Origin of the sequence: Mycobacterium sp. SP-6446, assembly GCF_001954045.1 — a bacterium.
GTDB lineage: Bacteria > Actinomycetota > Actinomycetes > Mycobacteriales > Mycobacteriaceae > Mycobacterium.
In genome coordinates, this window is the sequence record NZ_MBEM01000272.1 from 41,876 (window position 1) to 61,344 (window position 19,469).

General features: G+C 66.5%; 23 protein-coding genes. 12 read left to right on the forward strand and 11 right to left on the reverse strand.

Annotation, left to right across the window (positions count from 1 at the left end; genetic code table 11):
* Position 1: 1 nt before the first annotated feature.
* Positions 2-1,105, reverse strand: coding sequence for an ABC transporter ATP-binding protein (locus A5736_RS25325; protein WP_076125143.1), 1,104 nt, complete (start codon positions 1,103-1,105; stop codon positions 2-4).
* Positions 1,102-2,049, reverse strand: a complete 948-nt coding sequence (locus tag A5736_RS25330) for an ABC transporter substrate-binding protein (RefSeq protein ID WP_076249187.1) — start codon at positions 2,047-2,049, stop codon at positions 1,102-1,104. The genes A5736_RS25325 and A5736_RS25330 overlap by 4 nt, the downstream gene beginning before the upstream one ends.
* A gap of 93 nt (positions 2,050-2,142) precedes the next feature.
* On the opposite strand from A5736_RS25330, the gene A5736_RS25335 reads away from it, so the two are divergent.
* Positions 2,143-2,493: a lipopolysaccharide assembly LapA domain-containing protein gene (locus A5736_RS25335; RefSeq protein ID WP_076125137.1), complete on the forward strand. Its 351-nt coding sequence runs from the start codon at positions 2,143-2,145 to the stop codon at positions 2,491-2,493.
* A gap of 3 nt (positions 2,494-2,496) precedes the next feature.
* Here A5736_RS25335 and A5736_RS25340 read toward each other — a convergent pair whose 3' ends face one another.
* Complete coding sequence (locus A5736_RS25340) at positions 2,497-3,543, reverse strand: phosphotransferase family protein (RefSeq protein ID WP_076125135.1); 1,047 nt, start codon at positions 3,541-3,543, stop codon at positions 2,497-2,499.
* A gap of 9 nt (positions 3,544-3,552) precedes the next feature.
* Positions 3,553-4,161, reverse strand: a complete 609-nt coding sequence (locus A5736_RS25345) for a histidine phosphatase family protein (RefSeq protein WP_076249188.1) — start codon at positions 4,159-4,161, stop codon at positions 3,553-3,555.
* Positions 4,162-4,237: 76 nt separating this feature from the next.
* Here A5736_RS25345 and A5736_RS25350 point away from each other — a divergent pair, with 76 nt between their 5' ends.
* From A5736_RS25350 to A5736_RS25375, 6 genes are all read left to right on the forward strand, one after another.
* Positions 4,238-4,921 carry a class I SAM-dependent methyltransferase gene (locus tag A5736_RS25350; RefSeq protein ID WP_076249189.1) on the forward strand — a complete coding sequence of 228 codons (684 nt, stop codon included), beginning with the start codon at positions 4,238-4,240 and terminating at the stop codon, positions 4,919-4,921.
* Between the two features lie 64 nt (positions 4,922-4,985).
* Complete coding sequence (locus A5736_RS25355) at positions 4,986-6,032, forward strand: phosphotransferase family protein (RefSeq protein ID WP_076249202.1); 1,047 nt, start codon at positions 4,986-4,988, stop codon at positions 6,030-6,032.
* 1 nt (position 6,033) lies between these two features.
* On the forward strand, positions 6,034-6,798 hold the full coding sequence (locus tag A5736_RS25360; RefSeq protein WP_076125128.1) for an SDR family NAD(P)-dependent oxidoreductase: 765 nt from the start codon (positions 6,034-6,036) through the stop codon (positions 6,796-6,798).
* A gap of 71 nt (positions 6,799-6,869) precedes the next feature.
* Complete coding sequence (locus A5736_RS25365; protein WP_076249190.1) at positions 6,870-8,153, forward strand: acyl-CoA dehydrogenase family protein; 1,284 nt, start codon at positions 6,870-6,872, stop codon at positions 8,151-8,153.
* Complete coding sequence (locus tag A5736_RS25370; RefSeq protein ID WP_076249191.1) at positions 8,134-8,757, forward strand: TetR/AcrR family transcriptional regulator; 624 nt, start codon at positions 8,134-8,136, stop codon at positions 8,755-8,757. Before A5736_RS25365 ends, A5736_RS25370 begins: the two co-directional genes overlap by 20 nt.
* Positions 8,757-9,725, forward strand: a complete 969-nt coding sequence (locus tag A5736_RS25375; RefSeq protein WP_076249192.1) for an NADPH:quinone oxidoreductase family protein — start codon at positions 8,757-8,759, stop codon at positions 9,723-9,725. Before A5736_RS25370 ends, A5736_RS25375 begins: the two co-directional genes overlap by 1 nt.
* A 119-nt stretch (positions 9,726-9,844) precedes the next feature.
* On the opposite strand, the gene A5736_RS25380 is transcribed toward A5736_RS25375, so the two are convergent.
* A complete protein-coding gene (locus A5736_RS25380) occupies positions 9,845-11,725 on the reverse strand; it encodes an alkyl/aryl-sulfatase (RefSeq protein ID WP_175611383.1) in 1,881 nt (626 codons plus the stop codon).
* 166 nt (positions 11,726-11,891) lie between these two features.
* On the opposite strand from A5736_RS25380, the gene A5736_RS25385 reads away from it, so the two are divergent.
* The gene (locus A5736_RS25385) at positions 11,892-12,365 is read left to right on the forward strand and encodes a lipoprotein LpqH (protein ID WP_076063435.1); all 474 of its coding nucleotides are present in this window, start codon (positions 11,892-11,894) and stop codon (positions 12,363-12,365) included.
* Here the strand turns inward: A5736_RS25385 and A5736_RS25390 are convergent.
* The 6 genes from A5736_RS25390 to A5736_RS25410 form a co-directional block, all read right to left on the reverse strand.
* Positions 12,358-13,875, reverse strand: a complete 1,518-nt coding sequence (locus A5736_RS25390) for a cell wall metabolism sensor histidine kinase WalK (RefSeq protein ID WP_076249203.1) — start codon at positions 13,873-13,875, stop codon at positions 12,358-12,360. The genes A5736_RS25385 and A5736_RS25390 overlap by 8 nt on opposite strands.
* Positions 13,853-14,557, reverse strand: coding sequence for a response regulator transcription factor (locus tag A5736_RS25395; protein ID WP_076125114.1), 705 nt, complete (start codon positions 14,555-14,557; stop codon positions 13,853-13,855). The genes A5736_RS25390 and A5736_RS25395 overlap by 23 nt, the downstream gene beginning before the upstream one ends.
* 122 nt (positions 14,558-14,679) lie before the next feature.
* On the reverse strand, positions 14,680-14,835 hold the full coding sequence (locus tag A5736_RS27010; RefSeq protein ID WP_175611381.1) for a DUF6131 family protein: 156 nt from the start codon (positions 14,833-14,835) through the stop codon (positions 14,680-14,682).
* Between the two features lie 26 nt (positions 14,836-14,861).
* Entirely contained in the window at positions 14,862-15,086 is a 225-nt protein-coding gene (locus tag A5736_RS25400; RefSeq protein WP_076125112.1) for a hypothetical protein, read from the reverse strand.
* 114 nt (positions 15,087-15,200) lie between these two features.
* Positions 15,201-15,611: an MmcQ/YjbR family DNA-binding protein gene (locus A5736_RS25405; protein WP_076249194.1), complete on the reverse strand. Its 411-nt coding sequence runs from the start codon at positions 15,609-15,611 to the stop codon at positions 15,201-15,203.
* The gene (locus A5736_RS25410) at positions 15,604-16,548 is read right to left on the reverse strand and encodes a class I SAM-dependent methyltransferase (RefSeq protein ID WP_076125109.1); all 945 of its coding nucleotides are present in this window, start codon (positions 16,546-16,548) and stop codon (positions 15,604-15,606) included. Before A5736_RS25410 ends, A5736_RS25405 begins: the two co-directional genes overlap by 8 nt.
* A gap of 82 nt (positions 16,549-16,630) precedes the next feature.
* Here A5736_RS25410 and A5736_RS25415 point away from each other — a divergent pair, with 82 nt between their 5' ends.
* The 4 genes from A5736_RS25415 to A5736_RS25430 all read left to right on the forward strand — a co-directional run.
* Positions 16,631-16,978: a nuclear transport factor 2 family protein gene (locus A5736_RS25415; protein WP_076249195.1), complete on the forward strand. Its 348-nt coding sequence runs from the start codon at positions 16,631-16,633 to the stop codon at positions 16,976-16,978.
* Between the two features lie 29 nt (positions 16,979-17,007).
* The gene (locus A5736_RS25420) at positions 17,008-18,006 is read left to right on the forward strand and encodes a phosphotransferase family protein (RefSeq protein WP_076125431.1); all 999 of its coding nucleotides are present in this window, start codon (positions 17,008-17,010) and stop codon (positions 18,004-18,006) included.
* A 19-nt stretch (positions 18,007-18,025) separates the two neighbouring features.
* Positions 18,026-18,592 (forward strand): hypothetical protein, encoded by a 567-nt coding sequence (locus tag A5736_RS25425; protein WP_076125105.1) that lies wholly within the window; start codon positions 18,026-18,028, stop codon positions 18,590-18,592.
* A gap of 68 nt (positions 18,593-18,660) precedes the next feature.
* The coding region (locus A5736_RS25430; RefSeq protein WP_139333548.1) for an MCE family protein at positions 18,661-19,469 on the forward strand (809 nt) is incomplete at its 3' end.

The window sequence follows — 19,469 nt, forward strand, 5'->3', positions numbered from 1 at the left end:
GTCAGTCCCGCCGCCGGGCTTCCACCGCGGCCAGCACGTCGGCGGCCAAGATGCCGCCGACGACCTTGCCGTCGCGGTCGACGGCGATGCCGACTGCCGACGGGGAGGACAGCGCCGCGTCGAGCGCCTGGCTGAGGTTGCCGTCCGGACGCAGCTGCGAACCAATGGCGCTGATGCTGTCCGACAAGGACGCACCACCGCGGTGACGCCGCCAGCCGTCGGCGTCGATCCAGCCCAACGGCGCGCCGTCGTCCTGGACCACCAATCTCCAACCGTGCGTGATAGGCGCGCCGCCACCATCGGCCAGAGCGCTCGGCGAGATCCGCTCGATGTCGTGCAGCGGCAACCCGGCTGCGTCGATGAGCTGCAGCCAGCGATAGCCGCGGCCCAGACCGATGAACCTCGCCACAAAGTCGTTGGCGGGCCGCGACAGCAGCCGAGCGGGTTCGTCGTACTGCTGCAGGACGCCACCGTGTCCGAACACCGCGACCTGGTCGGCCAGTCTGAGCGCCTCGTCGATATCGTGGGTCACGAACACGATGGTTTTGCGCAATTCGCTTTGCAGACGCAGTATTTCGTTTTGCAGCTCGTGGCGGACCACCGGGTCGACGGCCGAGAACGGCTCGTCCATCAGCAGGATGGGCGGGTCGGCGGCCAGGGCCCGCGCCACCCCGACGCGTTGTTGTTCGCCCCCGGAAAGTTGCGCGGGATACCGGGTGGCGTGCTTGGCGTCCAGCCCGACGCGCTCCAGCACCTGATAGGCGGCTCTGCGGGCGGTTCGGCGGCCCTGCCCCTTGAGTACCGGCACGGTCGCGACGTTGTCGATCACCCGCTGATGCGGCATCAGGCCCGCATGCTGGATGACGTAACCGATTCCGAGACGCAGCTTCACCGGGTCGACCTTGGATACGTCGACGCCGTCCACCGTGATGGTGCCGGAGGTCGGTTCGACCATGCGGTTGATCATGCGCAGCGCCGTGGTTTTGCCGCTGCCGGAGGAGCCGACGAAGACAGTCAACTTGCCGTCGGGCACGTCGAGGCTGAGCCGGTCCACGGCGGTCCCGCCGCCAGCGAACACCTTGCTGACGTTGTCGAAGCGGATCATCCCTGCCCCAAGGGGTGATCGAAGCCGTTGTCCCGCACCCAGTTTCGGGCCACCTGGCCCGGATCTCTGCCCGAGTTTCCCGCCACCTCGGCGTTGAGCGCGGCCACCCCCGGTGAGGTCAACTTCGCCGAGACGGCGTCGAGTACTTCCTTGAGGCGATCGGACTTCTTCTGCGAATTCACCAGCGGCACAATGTTACCGGCTAGGAAGTTGTGCTCGGGATCCTCGAGTACCACCAGGTGCTCCTGGGGGATGGCCGGTGACGTGCTGAAGATGTTGGCGGCGTTCACCCTGCCCTCGACCAGCGCGCGGACCGTCACGGCGCCGCCGCCGTCCTCGATCGCGACGAAATTGCCCGGGCTGATGTCCAGCCCGTACTTCTGCTTCAGGCCGGGCAGCCCGGACGGGCGAGCCTGGAAGTCCGAGGGCGCGCCGAATTTCACGTCCGGCGAGTGCGCCGCCAAGTCGGCGATTGTCTTCAGGTGCCAGTCCCCCGCGGTTCCAGCCGTGACGGTGACGGTGTCCGTGTCGGATGCGGGCGAGGGGGTCAGAATCGACAGATCGCCGGGCAGCCGCTTGTAGAGCTCCAATTCGACGGCATCGAGCATGGTCGCCGTGGACTTGGGCTCGAAGTACTGCAGGAGGTTGCCGATGTACTCCGGCACCAAATCGATGGAATGGTCCTTCAGCGCCGGGATATAGGTCTCGCGGCTGCCGATGCCCATCCGGCGCCCGACGTCAAACCCGTTGGCCTGCAACGCCTGTGCGTAGATCTCGGCCACGATCTGGGATTCCGGGAAGTCGCCGGAGCCCACGACGATGGACTTCATGCTGCGGGTCTCTTCGCCCAGCGGGTCCGAATTGCTGCATGCCGCAATCAGGCACGCCGTCGCCAGCAACGCCGTCGCGGAGCGGGTCGCGCTGCGCACGCGCAGCATCCTCATACCGGTGACCCTATCGGCAGAAACGACGGGACGCCGCAAGGTTTCCTGCGTGGTGTGGTTTCAATCCGGTCGCGATGGGTCAAAGATGACACTATGAGCAGCCAAACGCCTGACTCGCCCGACCAGCCGGCCCCCAAGCCCTCCCCACCGGCCAAGGGCGGCGCCAAGTCGGCAGAACCCGCCATCGGCTTCACCCGCGCCGGCGCCCTGTGGACCGCATTGATCGCCGGGTTCCTGATCCTGATCCTGTTGCTGATCTTCATAGCCCAGAACACGGCGTCGAGTCAGTTTCAGTTCCTGGGCTGGCACTGGAGCCTGCCGCTCGGTGTCGCGATTCTGCTGGCGGCCGTGGTCGGCGGCCTGATCACCGTCGCCGTCGGCACCGCGCGGATCCTGCAGCTGCGTCGCGCGGCCAAGAAGCATCACGCCGCGGCTTCGCAATAGCTCCTAGCCGGGCAGCTTGGCAAGTTCGGCCAGCCCGCGCGAGATCAACGGCGCCACCACCTCGGGCGTGAGCTCCGAATCCGTCCCGCGGGCCTGGTCCGACATGCGCCGGCGGAAGTCGATGCCCGCCGCGATGATGGCGAGCTTGAAGTAGGCCAGGGCCATGTAAAACTCCCAGTGCGCGAGCGACAATCCGGCGGCCAGGGAGTACCGGTCGGCAAGCTCGTCGGCCGTGGGCAACAGCGGTGACGTCCAGGCGGCCTGAGCGTTGACGATCAAGTCCAGCGCGGGATCGCGGTACACGCACATCAGCGCCGCGTCGGACAGCGGGTCCCCCAGCGTCGAGAGCTCCCAATCCACGACGGCGCGGACCCGCGTCGGGTCGTCGGAGTCCAAGATGGTGTTGTCGATCCGATAGTCGCCGTGCACGATCGACGTGCGGCTCTGCTGCGGAATCGCTTCGTGCAGACCGGAATGCAACCGTTCCACATCGGCGTCGCGGTGGTCGTCGGGCAGCCGCACCAACTGCCACTGCGAGCCCCATCGGCGCACCTGGCGTTCCAGGTAGCCCGTGGGCTTGCCGAAATCACCCAGGCCCACGGCGTTGGGGTCGACGTTGTGCAAGTCGACGAGCACCCTGATCAACGCGTCGACGCAGCCGTCGATGACGGTGTGGCTGAACGCTTCCAGTTGCGCGCGGCGGCGGACCACTTGCCCGGCAACGAATTCGACGATCTGGAACGGCGCGCCGAGCACCGAGTCGTCCTCGCATAGCGCGATCGCGCGGGCGACCGGTACCGGTGTGTCCTGTAGCGCCGCAACCACCTTGTACTCGCGGGCCATGTCGTGGGCCGACGGCGTCAACCCATGCAGGGGCGGACGCCGAACGAGCCAATTGGTTTTGTCGTCGTAGACCCGGAACGTCAGATTGGAGCGGCCACCGGAGATGAAGTCCGCCCGCAGCTCGCCGTCGCGGTCGATGCCGAGCGAACGCAGATACCGGTCCAGCGCGGGCAGGTCGAGCCCGTCGAGTCGGTCAGCCGAAGTCACCGAACTTGTTTACCATCGCTGGTTGCGCGGCAACAGGTCCCACACGTGTTCGACGGCGTTCACCGTTGCCACGGTTGCCTGGCCGGAGCGCGAGTAGAGCAGGCGCGTGAACGATGCGTAGTCCACGGGGAACGACAACAACCGGGCCGTCCCCAGAATGTGGTGCAGGAGCAGGTTGATCACTCCGCCGTGGCTGAACACGGCGACGGTGTCGTCGGGATCAGTGGCGGCGACGAGATCGTCCACGCCCGCCAGCACCCGCGCCCGGAAGGCGTCTTCGTCGACCGCGCTGGGCAGATGGCCCTGCGCCAGCCGCGCCCACTCCTGAGGGTTTTCCGCGCGGATCTGCTCGACGGGGATGTACACCGGAAGGTCGCGGTCGTATTCGGCGAATCGCTCGTCGATCTCGACGGCCAACTCCCGGGCCGCCGCGACCGGTTCGGCGGTCTGGATCGCCCGGCGCTGCGGGCTGCTGACCACCCGGGAGATGGGAAACCTGGCAAGGGCGTTGGGCAGGCGTGTGACCTGTGCCTTCCCCTCGTCGGACAGGTCCGGGTCCGAACCCTGCCCGTGTTCGCTGCGCAGCGGCAACGCGTGCCGGACCAGCAGCACTTGCATGTTTGTTCCCGTCGTCGGATGGTGGGCAGCGCCAGTTTCTCATTGCGCGCAGGAGGCTCGACCTCGAGGAGGACAGATGACCCAGCCGGGCATGGATTGGGACGCCGCCTACCGACAAGAATCGCCACCCCCGTGGAGCATCGGCCGGCCACAACCCGAGCTGGCGGCCCTCATCGATCAGGGCAAGATCCGCAGCGACGTGCTGGACGCCGGCTGCGGCCACGCCGCACTATCGCTGGCCCTTGCCGCGCGCGGCTACACGGTTGTCGGCCTGGACGCCAGCGGCACGGCGATCGAGGCGGCGGCCGCGGCCGCGGCCGAACAAGGGTTCACGACAGCGACTTTCGCGCAGGCCGACGTCGCGAGCTTTCGTGACTACCCGCCCGGATCCGAAGGCCGCTTCTCCACCATCCTGGACAGCGGGCTGTTCCACGCGCTGCCGCCCGAGAGGCGCCAGGACTACATGCAATCCATCTTTCGTGCCGCGGCGCCGGGGGCAGCGCTCTACATTCTGGCGTTCGTCGCGGGGGCCCTGGGCCACCAGGGCGAGGACGACGCGCCCGGCCCGCGCGGCTTTACCCAAACCGAGTTGCACGACGCGGTCTCGACCCTGTGGCGGGTCGATGACATCCGACCGGCGAAGCTCTACGGCAACGCCGATGCCGTCGGGTCCGGGACGGTACCCGACGTCGAGCGCGACGACGAGGGCCACTTCATGGCGCCAGGGTTTCTGCTCAGCGCCCACAAGGCCGACCGCTGACGCGGCCCCTTCCCAATCCCGTGGAGAATGCTATTCTCCGTACGGAGATTGGGGTGTGCGGATCATGACTGCTGCCGGCGAAACGCAACTGGACCCGGGTGTTCTCGGACGTTGGCTCGACGCCAACGACGCACCGGGCAGCGGCGAAGAACCACTGCTGAACCAGCTGAAGGGCGGTTCCCAGAACACCCTGTACCTGATCGAGCGTGGCCCCGAACGCATGGTGCTGCGGATGCCCGGCGCGCGCGCCGATGCCGCCCGCATCGACGGACTGCTGCGCGAGATCCGGCTGGTACGCGCGCTGTCCGGCACCGACGTACCGCACGCGGAACTCATCGCCGCCGACGACACCGGCACCGTGCTGGGCATGCCGTTCTACGTCATGCGGGCCATCGACGGGTGGAGCCCGATGGACGGCGGATGGCAAGCGCCGTTCGACACCGACCTGGACGCACGCCACGGCCTGGCGTTCGAATTGGTCGAGGGCGCCGCCAGGCTGGGCCGGGTGGACTGGCGCGCCCAGGGGCTCGAAGGGTTCGGCCGACCGGACGGATTTCACGAGCGACAGGTCGATCGCTGGCTGACGTTCCTGGACGCCTACAAGGTCCGCGAGCTGCCCGGCCTGGACGAGGCGGCCGACTGGCTGCGCCGCCACCGGCCCGCGCACTACAAGCCGGGCATCATGCACGGCGATTACCAGTTCGCCAACGTGATGTTCGCCCACGGCGCGCCGGCACGACTGGCCGCGATCGTGGACTGGGAGATGACCACGGTGGGCGATCCGCTGCTGGATCTGGCGTGGGCGCTACTGGGCTACGACGGCGAAAACCCCAGCGACGACGGGTTCTACCTGGACATGAAGGGCATGCCGACGCGCAGCGAACTGCTCGAGCACTACGAGAAGGTCAGCGGACTGTCCACCGAGAACATCGACTACTACCTGGTGCTGGCCAACTGGAAACTGGGCATCGTGCTGGAGAAGACGTACGCCGCCGGGGTGCGCACGGGCAAGGTCGACCCCAAGATCCAAGACACTTTCGGGGCGATGATTCCGCGGCTGATCGCCACCGCGGCCGAGCTCGCCCGGTCCCTCTCGACAGGAGACCGCTGAAATGGGTTATGCGGACGACATTTTCGACCTCACCGACCGCGTGGTGCTGATCACCGGCGGCAGCCGCGGACTCGGCCGCGAAATGGCGTTCGCCGCCGCACGCTGCGGCGCCGACGTGGTGATCGCCAGCCGCAACATGGACAACTGCGTGAGCACCGCCAAGGAAATCGAGGCGGAGACCGGCCGCTCCGCCATGCCCTACCAAGTGCACGTCGGACGCTGGGAACAGCTCGACGGACTGGTCGAGGCGACCTACGACAGGTTCGGCAAGGTCGACACGTTGATCAACAACGCCGGCATGTCGCCGCTGTACGACAAGCTGACCGACGTCACCGAGAAGCTCTTCGACGCGGTCGTCAACCTGAACCTGAAGGGGCCCTTCCGGTTATCGGCGTTGGTGGGCGAGCGGATGGTGGCCGCCGGCCGCGGGTCCATCATCAACGTGAGCTCCACCGGGTCGCTGCGACCCAACGGCGGCATCATCCCCTATGCCGCGGCCAAGGCCGGGCTCAACGCCATGACCGAGGGCCTGGCGCAGGCGTTCGGGCCCACCGTGCGGGTCAACACGCTGATGGCCGGGCCATACCTGACCGACGTCAGCAAAGCCTGGGGTCTGGAAAACGACGACACCAACAGGTTCAGTCACCTCTTCTTGGAGCGCGCGGGAGACCCGCGCGAAATCGTCGGTGCTGCACTGTTTTTGGCGTCCGATGCATCCAGTTTCACCACCGGTTCGATTCTGCGGGCCGACGGCGGCATTCCCTAGCGTGGCGATCGCAAGCGCGGCGTAGCCGGGCGCTGCGGGTCGCCACCATATGAACGAGACAGGAGTATTCGATGACTTGGGACTTCTCCACCGACCCGGAGTTCGACAAGAAGCTGGACTGGATCCGCGAGTTCGTGCGCGAAGAGGTGGAACCCCTCGAGGTGCTGTTCCCGGGGTGCGAGTTCCTCCCGCTGAACGACGAGCGCCGCCGCATCGTCGACCCGCTCAAGCAGCAGGTCCGCGACAACGGCTTGTGGGCACCGCATTTGGGCCCCGAGCTGGGCGGCCAGGGCTTCGGCGCGGTCAAGCTGACGCTGATCAACGAGATCCTGGGCCGCAGCCCGTGGGCGCCGGTCGTGTTCGGCACGCAGGCGCCCGATACCGGCAACGCGGAGATCATCGCCCGGTTCGGCACCCAGGAGCAGAAGGACCGCTATCTGGCCGGGCTGCTATCCGGGGAGATCTTCTCCTGCTTCTCGATGACGGAACCGCAAGGCGGCGCCGATCCGCGGGTCTTCACCACCCGTGCCGTCCCGGACGGTGACGGCTGGGTCATCACCGGCCGAAAGTACTTCTCCTCCAACGCTTCCGTCGCGTCGTTCTTCATCGTCGTCGCGATCACCAATCCCGACGTGGCCGTCCACCACGGGGCGTCGACGTTCCTGATCCCCGCCGGTACCCCGGGCCTCACGGTCGAAGCCACCCATCACCTCGTCGGCGCGGAGCCGCACGAGCCGGGACATTCCCTGGTGCACTACGACGGGGTCCGGGTGGGTTCGGACGCGCTGCTCGGTGAACCCGGCCAGGGCTTCCTGATTCTGCAGACCCGCTTGGCCGGCGGCCGGTTGCACCACGCGATGCGCTCGATCGGAATGGCGCAGCGCGCCGTCGAGATGATGTCGCGGCGGGCGAAAAGCCGGTTCACACAGGGCACCTCGCTGGCCGACAAGCAATTGGTGCAGGAATTCGTTGCCGACTCCTATACCGAGTTGATACCGTTCCGGCTCACCGTGCTGCACGCCGCGTGGCTGATCGACAACGGCAACGAGCACGCGGCCCGCGCCGAGATCGCCGCCTGCAAGATCCTGGCATCCCAGGTACTGAAATCGATTGCGCTGCGCGCCATTCAAGTACACGGCGCGCTCGGCCTCACCGACCAGCTGCCACTGGTCAACGTCCTGCTGGGCGGCATCGCGCTCGGCCTGGCCGACGGGCCGACAGAGGCACACAAGGTCAACCTGGCCCGCATGCTGCTCAAGGGATACGACGCCGAAGACGGCGAGTGGCCCAGTGAAATGCTGGGCGTTCGGCGAGAGGCCGCCCGCGCCAAATACGGTGAGCTCGTTGACCAATAGCCGAGTCACGGCCGCCGTCGAACGGGCGCTCGACGAACGCCAGCGGGAGGCCACCGAGGAGGTGGAGCGCATCCTGGCCGCCGCGGTGCGGGTGATGGAGCGGGTCGCGCCCGAGCCGCCGCGTGTCAGCGACATCGTCGCCGAGGCCGGCTCGTCGAACAAGGCGTTCTACCGCTACTTCGCCGGCAAGGATGACCTCATCCTGGCCGTCATGGAACGTGGGGTCGCGATCGTCGTGTCCTACCTTCAGCATCAGATGGCCAAGGAGGCGAGGCCACAGGACAAGGTCGCGCGCTGGATCGAGGGCACGCTGGCACAGGTCGCCCACCCGCACCTAATCCGGAAAAGCCGCGCCGCGGCCGGTCAGATGGCGACGGGCACCAACTGGCGCACGGTCGACCAGGAGATGATGCTGCCGCTGCGCGACCTGCTGGTCGAACCCGTTGCGGCGCTGGGCAGTAGCGATGTGGACCGCGATGTCGAGGCGGTGTTCTGCTGCACGGCCGCAACGATGCGGCGTTACATGGCTTCCGCGGAGCGGCCCGGGCCCGACGACATCGCACACGTGGTTCGGTTCTGCCTGAAAGGGTTGGGGGTCAAGTGATGCGTGCGGTCGTCTGCCAGGCGTACGGGCCGCCGGAAGACCTGGTACTCACCGACGTTGACGAGCCGGTCGCGGGTCCAGGCCAGTTGCTGGTGCGGGTTCACGCCGCTGCGGTCAATTTCCCCGACGTACTGTTCATCGCCGGCAAGTACCAGGTCAAGATTCCGCCGCCGTTCATCCCCGGAAACGAGATCGCCGGCGAGGTGATCGCCGCCGGCGCGGGCGCGGCGTTCAGTCCGGGTCAGCGGGTATCCGGAACCACTTTTGGAGCGTTCGCCGAACAGGCGTTGCTCGACGCGAGTCAGGCCGAACTTGTGCCCGACGACGCCGACTTCGCTTCGGCCGCGGCGTTCGGGGTGACATACCGCACCGCCTATCATGCGTTGCGTTCGACTGCCGCTGTGACAGAGGGCGATTGGGTTGTCGTGCTGGGTGCTGCGGGCGGCGTGGGGCTGGCCGCCGTCGATCTGGCGGTCGCGATGAAGGCCCGGGTGCTGGCCGCGGCGTCGAGTCCGGAAAAGCTTGAGCTGTGCCGTCAGCGTGGTGCCGAGGCGACCGTCGACTATGACCGGGAGGACCTGAAGGCCCGCATCCGCGAGCTCACCGGTGACAGCGCCCGGGTGGTCCTGGACCCCGTCGGCGGTGCGTATTCGGAGCCGGCGCTGCGCGGCCTGGCCCGCGGTGGCACCTTCGTCACACTCGGTTACGCGGCGGGCGCTATCCCGGCCATCCCGCTCAATCTCATTCTGCTCAAAGACATCTGTGTGCGCGGCATGGAAATCCGCACGTTTATGGCCGATCATCCCGACGAGGCGATCCGCGACACGCAGGAGTTGACCGAGATGTTCGCCAGCGGGGTCATCCGGCCGTATATCGGCGCGCGCTTCCCGCTGGCCGAAACGGCTGCGGCGCTGCGCTATGTGGCGGAGCGCAAGGTGCTGGGCAAGGTCGTCATCGACGTCGCGTGAGGCGGTGTGCGGCGCACACCGCAGGTGCCGTCGTCGAGATTGCCGTCATGGTCGCGAATTAGGGGCAAAGCACAACCCTCACGGCAATCTCGACAACTCCTCGACCACAGTTGAGTTCGTTACGGCGTGACGATGTTGAAACTCGGGTCCGGTTCGTCGAGCACGCCCAGGAACGCCTGCAGCGCGGTCTGGTCGCCGGATATGTCCAGTCCGGGCGAAGCGAAGTCGCCCATCGCCACCGTCAGAAGACGAAACTTGCTGTCCAGCTTGACCGTAACGTTCGCTGTTGCGGCTTCGGCGGCAACCTTGCGATAGACCAGCACACCGTTGCGCAGCGTGAGCCGGTAGTTGGCGGCCAGATCGGCGAACGAGATATCGATGGCGATGTCGAGGTCCCACGCGCGCGGCCCGTCTACGCGCAGCGCGAACCCGTCGAAAAGCTGCTCCGGTGTCAGCTGATTGAGCATCGACATCGAGGCGGCGGTGACGGCGGTTCCGAAGTTGCCGTCACGCAATTCGGTTGCCCCACTCATGAAGAAGTTTCGCCAGACTGCGTTTTCAGCGCCGTAGGCAAGCTGCTCCAGCGTATCGGCGTACAACGCGCGGGCGGCCTCGTGGGTGCTGTCGGCGAAGATGGCGTGATCGAGCAACGTCGCCGCCCAACGGAAGTCGCCGGAGTCAAAGGCGGCCCCGGCGAGATCAACCACCCGGTCGATCCCACCCATCGCGTCGACGTATCGGACGGCCAGCGCCTCGGGCGGGTGGGGCCACAACCTGGCGGGATTGCCGTCGAACCAACCCATGTAGCGCTGGTACACGGCCTTGACGTTGTGACTGACCGAACCGTAATAGCCATGGGTATGCCAGGCGCGCTCCAATACCGGTGGCATCTGGAACATTTCGGCGATTTCCACACCGGTGTAGCCGCGGTTGAGCAACCGCAGCGTCTGGTCGTGCAGATAGGCGTACATGTCGCGTTGCAGTGACAGGAATTCGACGATGTCGTCGCGACCCCAGGCGGGCCAGTGATGGGAGGCGAACACCACGTCGGCGCGGTCGGCAAAGGTGTCGATCGCCTCGGTGAGATAGCCCGACCAGGCGTGCGGGTCACGCACCAGCGCGCCGCGCAGGGTAAGCAGGTTGTGCAGGTTGTGGGTGGCGTTCTCGGCCATACACAACGCGCGGTAACGCGGGAAATAGAAATGCATTTCGGCGGGCGCCTCGGTGCCCGGCGCCATCTGGAACTCGATCTCCACGCCGTCGATGGTGTGCTTCTCGCCGGTCTCGCGGATGTCGATGGTCGGGACGATGACTGCGACCTCGCCGGTGGACGGCGCCTGGCCCAGGCCGCAGCCCACCTGATCCTGCGGTCCGCGCGGGAGCAGCGTGCCGTACATGTAGGTGGCCCGGCGGGTCATGGCGGGACCGGCGTAGACGTTCTCTTTGACCGCGTGCTCGACGAAGCCCTCCGGCGCCAGCACTGCGACCGCACCGGCGTCCACGTCCGCCTGCGACGTAACGCCCAGCACGCCGCCGAAATGGTCGACGTGACTGTGGGTGTAGATCACCGCGACTACCGGGCGGTCCCCGCCGCGGTGGGTGCGATACAGGTCGAGCGCCGCGGCGGCGACCTCGGTGGAGATCAACGGATCGATGACGATGACCCCTTTGTCGCCCTCGACGAAGGTGACGTTCGACAGGTCCAACCCGCGGACCTGATAGACGCCCGGCACCACTTCGTAGAGGCCCTGTTTGGCGGCCAGCGACGATTGCCGCCACAGGCTGGGGTGCACGGTTGCGGGAGCCGGACCCTCAAGGAATGAGTAGGCGTCGTTGTCCCACACCACGCGGCCGTCGGCCGCTTTGACGACACACGGCGACAATGCCGCTATAAATCCACGGTCGGCATTGTGAAAATCCGTGGTGTCATCAAATGGCAGGGCGTGCTGGCGATGTGCGGACTCGATGACTGCAGTGGGAGGTTTGTGGTCCACCGGCAATACATTGCCATCCATGCGCCTTCCCCGAAAGAACATGGGGAGACCTGGCGGGTTAACCGAAAAGAAACAATTTCGCCGAACCTCTTCTATGCGGTCCGGCAAACCCGCATAATGCCCAAACGACCCTCAATGCCGAGGGTCGCAACGATCGGGCGAAGGAGAACAGGTGAAGCGTGAACTGACGATCGCGGTTGCCGGGGCGGCAATTCTGGCCGCGGCTATTTCTGGTTGTTCGAGTAACAAATCGAGTTCCGGTGGCGGGGCCACCTCGGGCGGTAATGCGTCGGCTAGCGCCGGCGGCGGGCCCACGGTGACCATCGACGGGAAGAACCAGAACGTGAGTGGTTCCGTCGTGTGCACGACGGCCGGCGGCAACGTCAACATCGCGATCGGTGGGGCCGCGACCGGCATCGGCGCCGTGCTCACCGATGCCAACCCTCCTCAGGTGAAGTCGGTTGGGCTCGGCAACGTCAACGGCGTGACGCTCGCGTACACGTCGGGGACCGGCCAGGGCAACGCCTCGGCGACCAAGGACGGCAGCCACTACAAGATCACCGGGACCGCGACGGGCGTCGACATGGCCAACCCGATGCAACCGGTGAACAAGCCGTTCGAAATCGATGTGAATTGCTCTAGCTAGCCGAAGAGCTGGGTGCGGGCGGTTGCCACCCGTTGAGTGGCAACCGCACCGTGAACTCGGTATGGCCCGGTGAGCTGCTCACCGCGATAGTTCCGTTGTGCGCCTTGACAACTGCTGAGACGATCGCCAGGCCCAGCCCGGTGCTGCCGCCCTTGCGGGAGCGCGACGAATCGCCGCGGGCGAACCGCTCGAACACCTCCGACTGAAGCTCGGCCGGAATGCCGGGACCGTTGTCGATCACCTGCAGCACGGACTGCGTCGGCTCGGTGCTCAGTCGCGTCGTCACGACGGTGCCCGCGCCGGTGTGAATGCGGGCGTTGGCAAGCAGATTGGTGACCACCTGATGTAACCGGGCCGCGTCGCCGGTGACGACCACCGGCTCCTCGGGCAGGTCGAGCTCCCACTGGTGATCGGGTCCGGCGACGTGCGCATCGCTGACCGCATCGACCGCAAGGCGCGATAGGTCCACCGGTTCGCGTTCCAGCGGCCGTCCCGAGTCCAGGCGGGCCAGCAATAGCAGGTCCTCGACGAGGCGCGTTATCCGCTCCGTTTCCGATGCCACCCGGCTCATCGCGTGCGCCACCGCCTCGCGGTCGTCGCCCATGCGTTGCGTGAGTTCGGTGTAACCGCGGATCGCGGCGAGCGGAGTGCGCAGCTCGTGACTCGCGTCGGCGACGAACTGCCGCACCCGCGTCTCGCTCGCCTGACGGGCTTCCAGCGCGGCCGCGATGTGGTCGAGCATCCGGTTCAGCGCCGAGCCGAGCTGGCCGACCTCCGTGGAGGGGTTTGCGTCGGATTCGGGCACGCGCACCGGCAACTCGACCTCACCGCGGGCCAATGGAAGATCGGCAACCCTGCGCGCGGTCTGCGCGACGCGGCGCAGCGGTGCCAACGCCCGCCTGATGATGATGACCCCCGCGATCGTGGCCGCGGCCAATGCGATCACGGTGACGACGCCGAAGATGACCAGCATCCGCAGCAACGTGGCGTCGACGTCGGCCATCGAGAGGCCGGTGACGATCAGGTCGCCGCCACGCCGGCTCGGGGCGGCGACCACCCGGTAGCGGCCAAGCCCATCGAGATTCAGGGTCACCGGGTTGCGGCTGCCGGCGATCGCCGCCAACTGCGCCTGCGCTTTGTCGGTCAGGGCGGCCCGGTCACCGCTGCTGGTCGTGTAGCCGGCGTCGACCGTCCTGCCGTCGCTGACCACCGCCGCGACCATGCCCGCCGGCTGACCGGGCGCATCGAGGAACCGTGGGCCGGGACCCGGCCTGGGGTAGTGGGAATGCTCGTGGTGCGGACGGTTCATTTCCGGGTACATCAGCGCCGAGCGATACGAGGTCCCCGCGAGTTGGCCATCGAGCTGCTTCACCAGGTGGTGGTTCAGCGCGAGTTCGGTGGCCGCCGTGATGCCGATACACACCAGGGCGAGCACCACGACCTGCCCGAGCAACAGCCGCAGCCGAAGCGACCAGGCTCGCCGTGTGTTAGCGGGCCGGCTTGAGGACATAGCCCGCGCCACGCAGAGTGTGGATCATCGGTTCGCGACCGTTGTCGATCTTCTTGCGCAGGTAGGAAATGTAAAGCTCGACGATGTTGGAGCGGCCGCCGAAGTCGTAGCTCCACACCCGGTCGAGGATCTGCGCCTTGCTCAGCACCCGCTTGGAGTTGCGCATCATGAACCGCAGCAGCTCAAATTCGGTGGAGGTCAACGAAATTGGTTCGCCCCCGCGCGTCACGTCGTGGCTGTCCTCGTCCAGGACCAAATCCCCGACCACCAGTTGCGCGCCGCTGTCCACTGTTGTCACGCCGGTGCGCCGTAGCAGTGCCCGCAGCCGCAGCACCACTTCTTCGATGCTGAACGGTTTGGTGACGTAGTCGTCGCCGCCCGCGGTCAGCCCGGCGATGCGATCTTCCACGGCATCCTTGGCCGTCAGTAGCAGCACGGGCAGTTGCGGATTGTCTTCACGCAATTTGTGCAGGACGTCGAGCCCGCTCATGTCCGGCAGCATGACGTCCAGCACGACCACGTCCGGCCGCTGGGCGCGGGCGGCGGCGATGGCCGACGCTCCATCGCCGGCGGTGGCGATGTTCCAGCCCTCGTAGCGCAACGCCATCGACACCATCTCGGCCAGGACGGATTCGTCGTCGACGACCAGCACGTTGATGGGATTGCCGTCCGCGCGGCGCATGACAACCCGCTCCACGGAGGCTCGGGGCTGCGTCGACACAAGCTCCAGTATCCGCTCGCCACTTGGGCGGCGCTATGCGCTTCCTATGCGTGTCCTGTGAAGCGCGTGCCTGAGGGCTGGTACTAGTACCAGTACCGCCTGCCGGCGACCGGGCGGCCCACGGAGCCCAGGATCCACAGAATTGCGCCGACCACGAGCAAGATGATTCCGAGCACCCATAACAAATGAATGCCGAAGACAAATCCGAGGATAAGCAGGATTACACCTAAAACGATCATGACAACTTCCTTTTCGTGAGGATTTGTTAGGTCAGTGCTCCCATTGAGCTGGGTTGCGGCACATGGCAATCCTTGACTTTCGGGTTGACACCGCCGTAATTCAACGGCCCCGCAACCACGGTCAATGCGATGTTTCCCGCTGTGACACAACTTGTGTCGCCACCCTTGAAGTAGTCGCGCTGCCACGCTGCGAATACCCCGATGAGCAGCCACACCAGAACAACCGCGCCGATAATTCCGCTGCCACGCATGGTGACCTCCGTTGTGTTCGAGAAAAGTCTTCTCGTGGCCGGAGGTTTACCCGTTGAACTCGTGTCTAAACATCAGCGGGGCGCGGTTTCGCGCCGCTCCCAATGGAGTTCGCGTCAGGAATGGTCGGCGAGCCACGTGTCGGCTCGCCTCTTCGAGGCCCGGGACAGCCACGCGTCCTGAATCAGCTCGGTCAATTCCGTCTTCGTGATTTCCGCCAGCCGGCAGGCCCGCACCAAGACCGACGGGTGTCCGTCGAAGTGGTCCGTGGTGAAGAACGGCGACGCGGGATCCTGGGTCAGCGCCAGCTTGTCGCTCTCGGACTCCACCCAGAACATGATCACGTCGGCGAACCTTTCACCTGTTCGCGGATCCGCCGCGTCCGGCTGGGGAGTTCGGAAGAACACGAAGGACTTTCCGCCCACCTGGTAGATGGGGTTACCCTTCGGCCCCTCCAGCCGCTTGACGTGGGGCATCGAAGCGGCGATGCGATGCACGTCGCTCAGCCGGGCGGGCCGATCAGCCATGGCGGCGATGCGCGGAGACGTAGAGGGTCGGCGGCATCGCGTCCTCGGCGCCCCGCGGAACCTCGCGACCGTAGCGAGCCATCAGCTCCTCGAACGTCGCCACCGACACGTCCCACCCGTGCTCACGCAGCCAGGCGTCGACAGGTGTGCGTTCCTCGGCGTACCAGAGGTCCTCGAAGTCGGTGATCTCGGTGTTCACCAGCTTGGCGGCCGCGGCCCGCATGCGTTGCATGTCCTCACGCTGGCGCCGCACCCGGTCGGCGTCGGTGAAACCCGCGCTGGGCACATTAGAGGCCACCCAGCTGCCCGGCACGCTGAGCGAATGAATCCGCTCGAACAGCAGGTCCTGGGCCTGCGCCGGCAGGTAACGCACCAGCCCCTCGGCCGACCACACGCAAGGCAGCGAAGCGTCAAATCCGGCCTCCTGCAGCGCTTTTGGCCAATCCTGACGCAGATCGATCGGCACATTTACCAACCGAGCCGTCGGCCGTGCGCCGTGTTCGCGCAGCGTATTCGATTTGAATTCAAGTACTTTGGGCTGATCGAGCTCGTAGACGACGGTGCCGTCGGGCCACGGCAGCCGCCAGGTGCGGGCGTCGAGGCCGGCCGCCAGGATCACCACCTGCCGCACGCCGGAGCGGGCCGCGTGCAGAAAGAACTCGTCGAAAAACGCTGTCCGCGTGGCCATGAAATCGATCATCAGGCGTAGCCGCGCCCGCATCTCCGGTTCGAGCTCCATCGCCTTGGCCAGCAGCTTGGGGTCGGCGTAGATGCTCCACATGCCCTCCCCCGCGGCGTCGACGAACACCCGCGCAAAGGGGTCGCTGATAAGGGGGTTCTCACTCTCGGTTTCCGCGGCGCGGGCCGCGGCGACACCCAGCGCGGTGGCTCCCACGCTTTGGGTGATGTCCCAGGAGTCGTCGTCGGTGCGCGGCATGCCATCTCCCCTTCCGGGCCCGAAAGTCGGTTCGTTCCACACACTAGGCTGCTTCGCAGACGTCCCAGGGAAAGGAGTCGCAATGGCGCGCACGCCGCAGGAGGTATTCGCCCACCACGGAAAGGCCCTGGCCGCTGGCGACCTCGACGAGATCGTCGCCGACTACGCCGACGACGCGGTCGTGATCACGTCCGCCGGCGTCGCGCGCGGCAAGGGCGGCGTACGCGAGGCCTTCGCCAAGCTGCTCGACGAACTGCCCGATGCGGCGTGGGACCTGAAGACCCAGATCTTCGCGGGCGACGTGCTGTTCCTCGAGTGGGCCGCCGATTCGGCGGTCACCCGGGTCGACGACGGTGTGGACACCTTCGTGTTCCGCGACGGAATGATCGCGGCGCAGACCCTCCACCACACCCCGCAGCCCAAGGGGTGAGTGTGGACCTACAGGCCGTCGCGGACTGGATGTCGAAGCAGGGGTTGGGCGAGGGGCCGCTGCAGGATGTTTCCGACGTCACCGGTGGGACGCAGAACGTCATGCTGCGGTTCACCCGGTCCGGCCGGCCCTACGTGCTGCGACGCGGGCCGCGGCACCTGCGCGCGCGCAGCAACAGCGTTATTCTGCGTGAAACCAAAGTCCTTGCGGCACTTGCCGGTTCCGACGTGCCGCACCCGCACCTGATCGCCACCTGCGACGACCCCAGCGTGCTCGGCGACGCCGTCTTCTATCTGATGGAGCCCGTCGACGGATTCAACGCCGGGGAGGGGTTACCGCCCTTGCATGCGGGTGATCCGAGCATTCGCTTCCAGATGGGCCTGTCGATGGCCGACGCGCTGGCGAAGCTGGGCGCCGTCGATCACGTCGCCGTCGGTCTCGCCGATTTCGGCAAACCGGAAGGCTTCCTGGAGCGCCAGGTGCCGCGCTGGCTTTCGGAGCTGGAGTCCTACAACGAGTACGAGGGCTACCCGGGGCCGCAGATCCCCGGTGTCGATGACGTCGCGGCGTGGCTGGAGCGCCGCCGCCCAACCGTCTGGACGCCGGGCATCATGCACGGCGACTACCACGCGGCCAACGTGATGTTCTCCCGCACCGGGCCCGAGGTGGTCGCCATCGTCGACTGGGAGATGTGCACGATCGGTGACCCGCTGTTGGATCTGGGCTGGCTCCTCGCGACCTGGCGCCAGCCCGACGGGTCCAGCGTGTTCAGCCACGCGCTCGGCGGGCAGGACGGCCTGGCGAGCACCGGCGACCTGTTCCAGCGATACGCCGCCAACACCACACGCGACCTGTCGCACATCACCTGGTACACCGTGCTGGCTTGCTTCAAGCTCGGCATCGTGATCGAGGGCACCCTGGCCAGGGCGTGCGCCGGCAAGGCCGAAAAGGAGGTCGGTGACCAACTCCACGCGGCCACCGTGCATCTCTTCGAACGAGCACTCACGCTTATCGACAACGAGACGTGACCTACTAACATCACCCTTCGTGCCGCCTTCCCCCGAGAACCCCGATTTCTACTCCGAGCCCACCCGGGCCGCAGGATATGGCGATGCCACCGCATACGGCGACGCCGCAGGGTATGGCGACTACGGGTACGGGTACGAGCCCGCGCCCGAGCCGCCGGAGCCCCCGACCCCGTGGTACCGCCGGCCCGCCGCGCTGGTCGCGGCCGGCGCGCTCGGGGTGATTCTGCTCGCGCTGGCGGCGTACGCGGTCTTCAAGCTCGTCAGTGGCTCGCCGGCGCCCAGCCCAACGACAACCACCACGCCCATTCCGTCAACCACCGCGGTGACCACCACGACGACCACGGCTGCCGAGCCGCCGCGCCATCACGGGGGCGGAGGCGGGGCGCCAACTCAGACGGTCACCGAGACGGCCCCACCCCCGTCCACGGACACCGGCACCCCGTCCACCGATACTCCGACGACGACCGTTCCGCCGGAGACGAGCACCGTCACCCTGTCACCGAGCACCGAAACCAGCACGGTCACCCAAACGGTGACCGAGCCCCCACGCCGCGGGCCGTTCGGAGGACCGTTCGGGGGCCGCTAGCGGTCGCCGCCCCAAAACACATGACGCCGCTGAGCCGGCGCGACTGAATACCGCTAGATTTAGCCATCATGACCGGGCCCGCGAGGATCAACTCGACGCGGACCCCACCGTACGGCTGGCTCACTATCGCCGTGTTGTTGATTGCGGCGTTGGTGTTGTGGTTGGTGTATCTGCAGTTTCGGGGGGATTTCACGGAGAAGACGCCGGTGACGATGTTGTCGTCGCGGGCGGGTTTGGTGATGGATCCCGGGGCGAAGGTCACCTTGAACGGGGTGCAGGTCGGGCGGGTGGCCAGCATTGCCGAGGTGCAACAGGACGGCAAGCCGGCGGCGAAGTTCGTGCTGGATATCTATCCGCGGTATTTGCAGTTGATTCCGGCCAATGTGGACGCCAAGATCGTGGCGACGACGGTGTTCGGCCAGAAGTATGTGTCGTTGACCAGCCCGGCCAATCCGTCGCCGCAGCGGATTCGCGCGCATGCGGTCATTGATGCGCGTTCGGTGACTACCGAGATCAATACGTTGTTTCAGACCATTACCTCGGTGGCCGAGAAGGTGGATCCGGTCAAACTGAATTTGACGTTGAGTGCGGCGGCGCAGTCGTTGGCGGGGTTGGGGGATCGGTTTGGCCAGTCGATCATCAATGCCAATGCGATCCTCGATGATGTCAATCCGCAGATGCCGCAGGCCCGTCATGACATTCAGCAGTTGGCCGGTCTGGGCGACACGTATGCCAATGCGGCGCCGGATCTGATTGATTTCCTCAACCATGCGGTGGTGACGTCGCGTTCGATCAACGCGCAGCAGAAGGATTTGGATCAGGCGTTGCTCTCGGCGGCGGGGTTCGGTAACACCGGGGCCGATATCTTCCAGCGTGG

Coding starts and splice junctions, on each gene's coding strand:
- A5736_RS25365 (WP_076249190.1), top strand. CDS start 6,870: ATGACTTGGGACTTCTCCACCGACCCGGAGTTCGACAAGAAGCTGGAC.
- A5736_RS25395 (WP_076125114.1), bottom strand. CDS start 14,557: ATGCGCCGCGCGGACGGCAATCCCATCAACGTGCTGGTCGTCGACGAC.
- A5736_RS25335 (WP_076125137.1), top strand. CDS start 2,143: ATGAGCAGCCAAACGCCTGACTCGCCCGACCAGCCGGCCCCCAAGCCC.
- A5736_RS25355 (WP_076249202.1), top strand. CDS start 4,986: ATGACTGCTGCCGGCGAAACGCAACTGGACCCGGGTGTTCTCGGACGT.
- A5736_RS25350 (WP_076249189.1), top strand. CDS start 4,238: ATGACCCAGCCGGGCATGGATTGGGACGCCGCCTACCGACAAGAATCG.
- A5736_RS27010 (WP_175611381.1), bottom strand. CDS start 14,835: ATGATCGTTTTAGGTGTAATCCTGCTTATCCTCGGATTTGTCTTCGGC.
- A5736_RS25400 (WP_076125112.1), bottom strand. CDS start 15,086: ATGCGTGGCAGCGGAATTATCGGCGCGGTTGTTCTGGTGTGGCTGCTC.
- A5736_RS25345 (WP_076249188.1), bottom strand. CDS start 4,161: ATGCAAGTGCTGCTGGTCCGGCACGCGTTGCCGCTGCGCAGCGAACAC.
- A5736_RS25325 (WP_076125143.1), bottom strand. CDS start 1,105: ATGATCCGCTTCGACAACGTCAGCAAGGTGTTCGCTGGCGGCGGGACC.
- A5736_RS25415 (WP_076249195.1), top strand. CDS start 16,631: ATGGCGCGCACGCCGCAGGAGGTATTCGCCCACCACGGAAAGGCCCTG.
- A5736_RS25330 (WP_076249187.1), bottom strand. CDS start 2,049: ATGAGGATGCTGCGCGTGCGCAGCGCGACCCGCTCCGCGACGGCGTTG.
- A5736_RS25420 (WP_076125431.1), top strand. CDS start 17,008: ATGTCGAAGCAGGGGTTGGGCGAGGGGCCGCTGCAGGATGTTTCCGAC.
- A5736_RS25405 (WP_076249194.1), bottom strand. CDS start 15,611: ATGGCTGATCGGCCCGCCCGGCTGAGCGACGTGCATCGCATCGCCGCT.
- A5736_RS25360 (WP_076125128.1), top strand. CDS start 6,034: ATGGGTTATGCGGACGACATTTTCGACCTCACCGACCGCGTGGTGCTG.
- A5736_RS25375 (WP_076249192.1), top strand. CDS start 8,757: ATGCGTGCGGTCGTCTGCCAGGCGTACGGGCCGCCGGAAGACCTGGTA.
- A5736_RS25410 (WP_076125109.1), bottom strand. CDS start 16,548: ATGCCGCGCACCGACGACGACTCCTGGGACATCACCCAAAGCGTGGGA.
- A5736_RS25390 (WP_076249203.1), bottom strand. CDS start 13,875: ATGTCCTCAAGCCGGCCCGCTAACACACGGCGAGCCTGGTCGCTTCGG.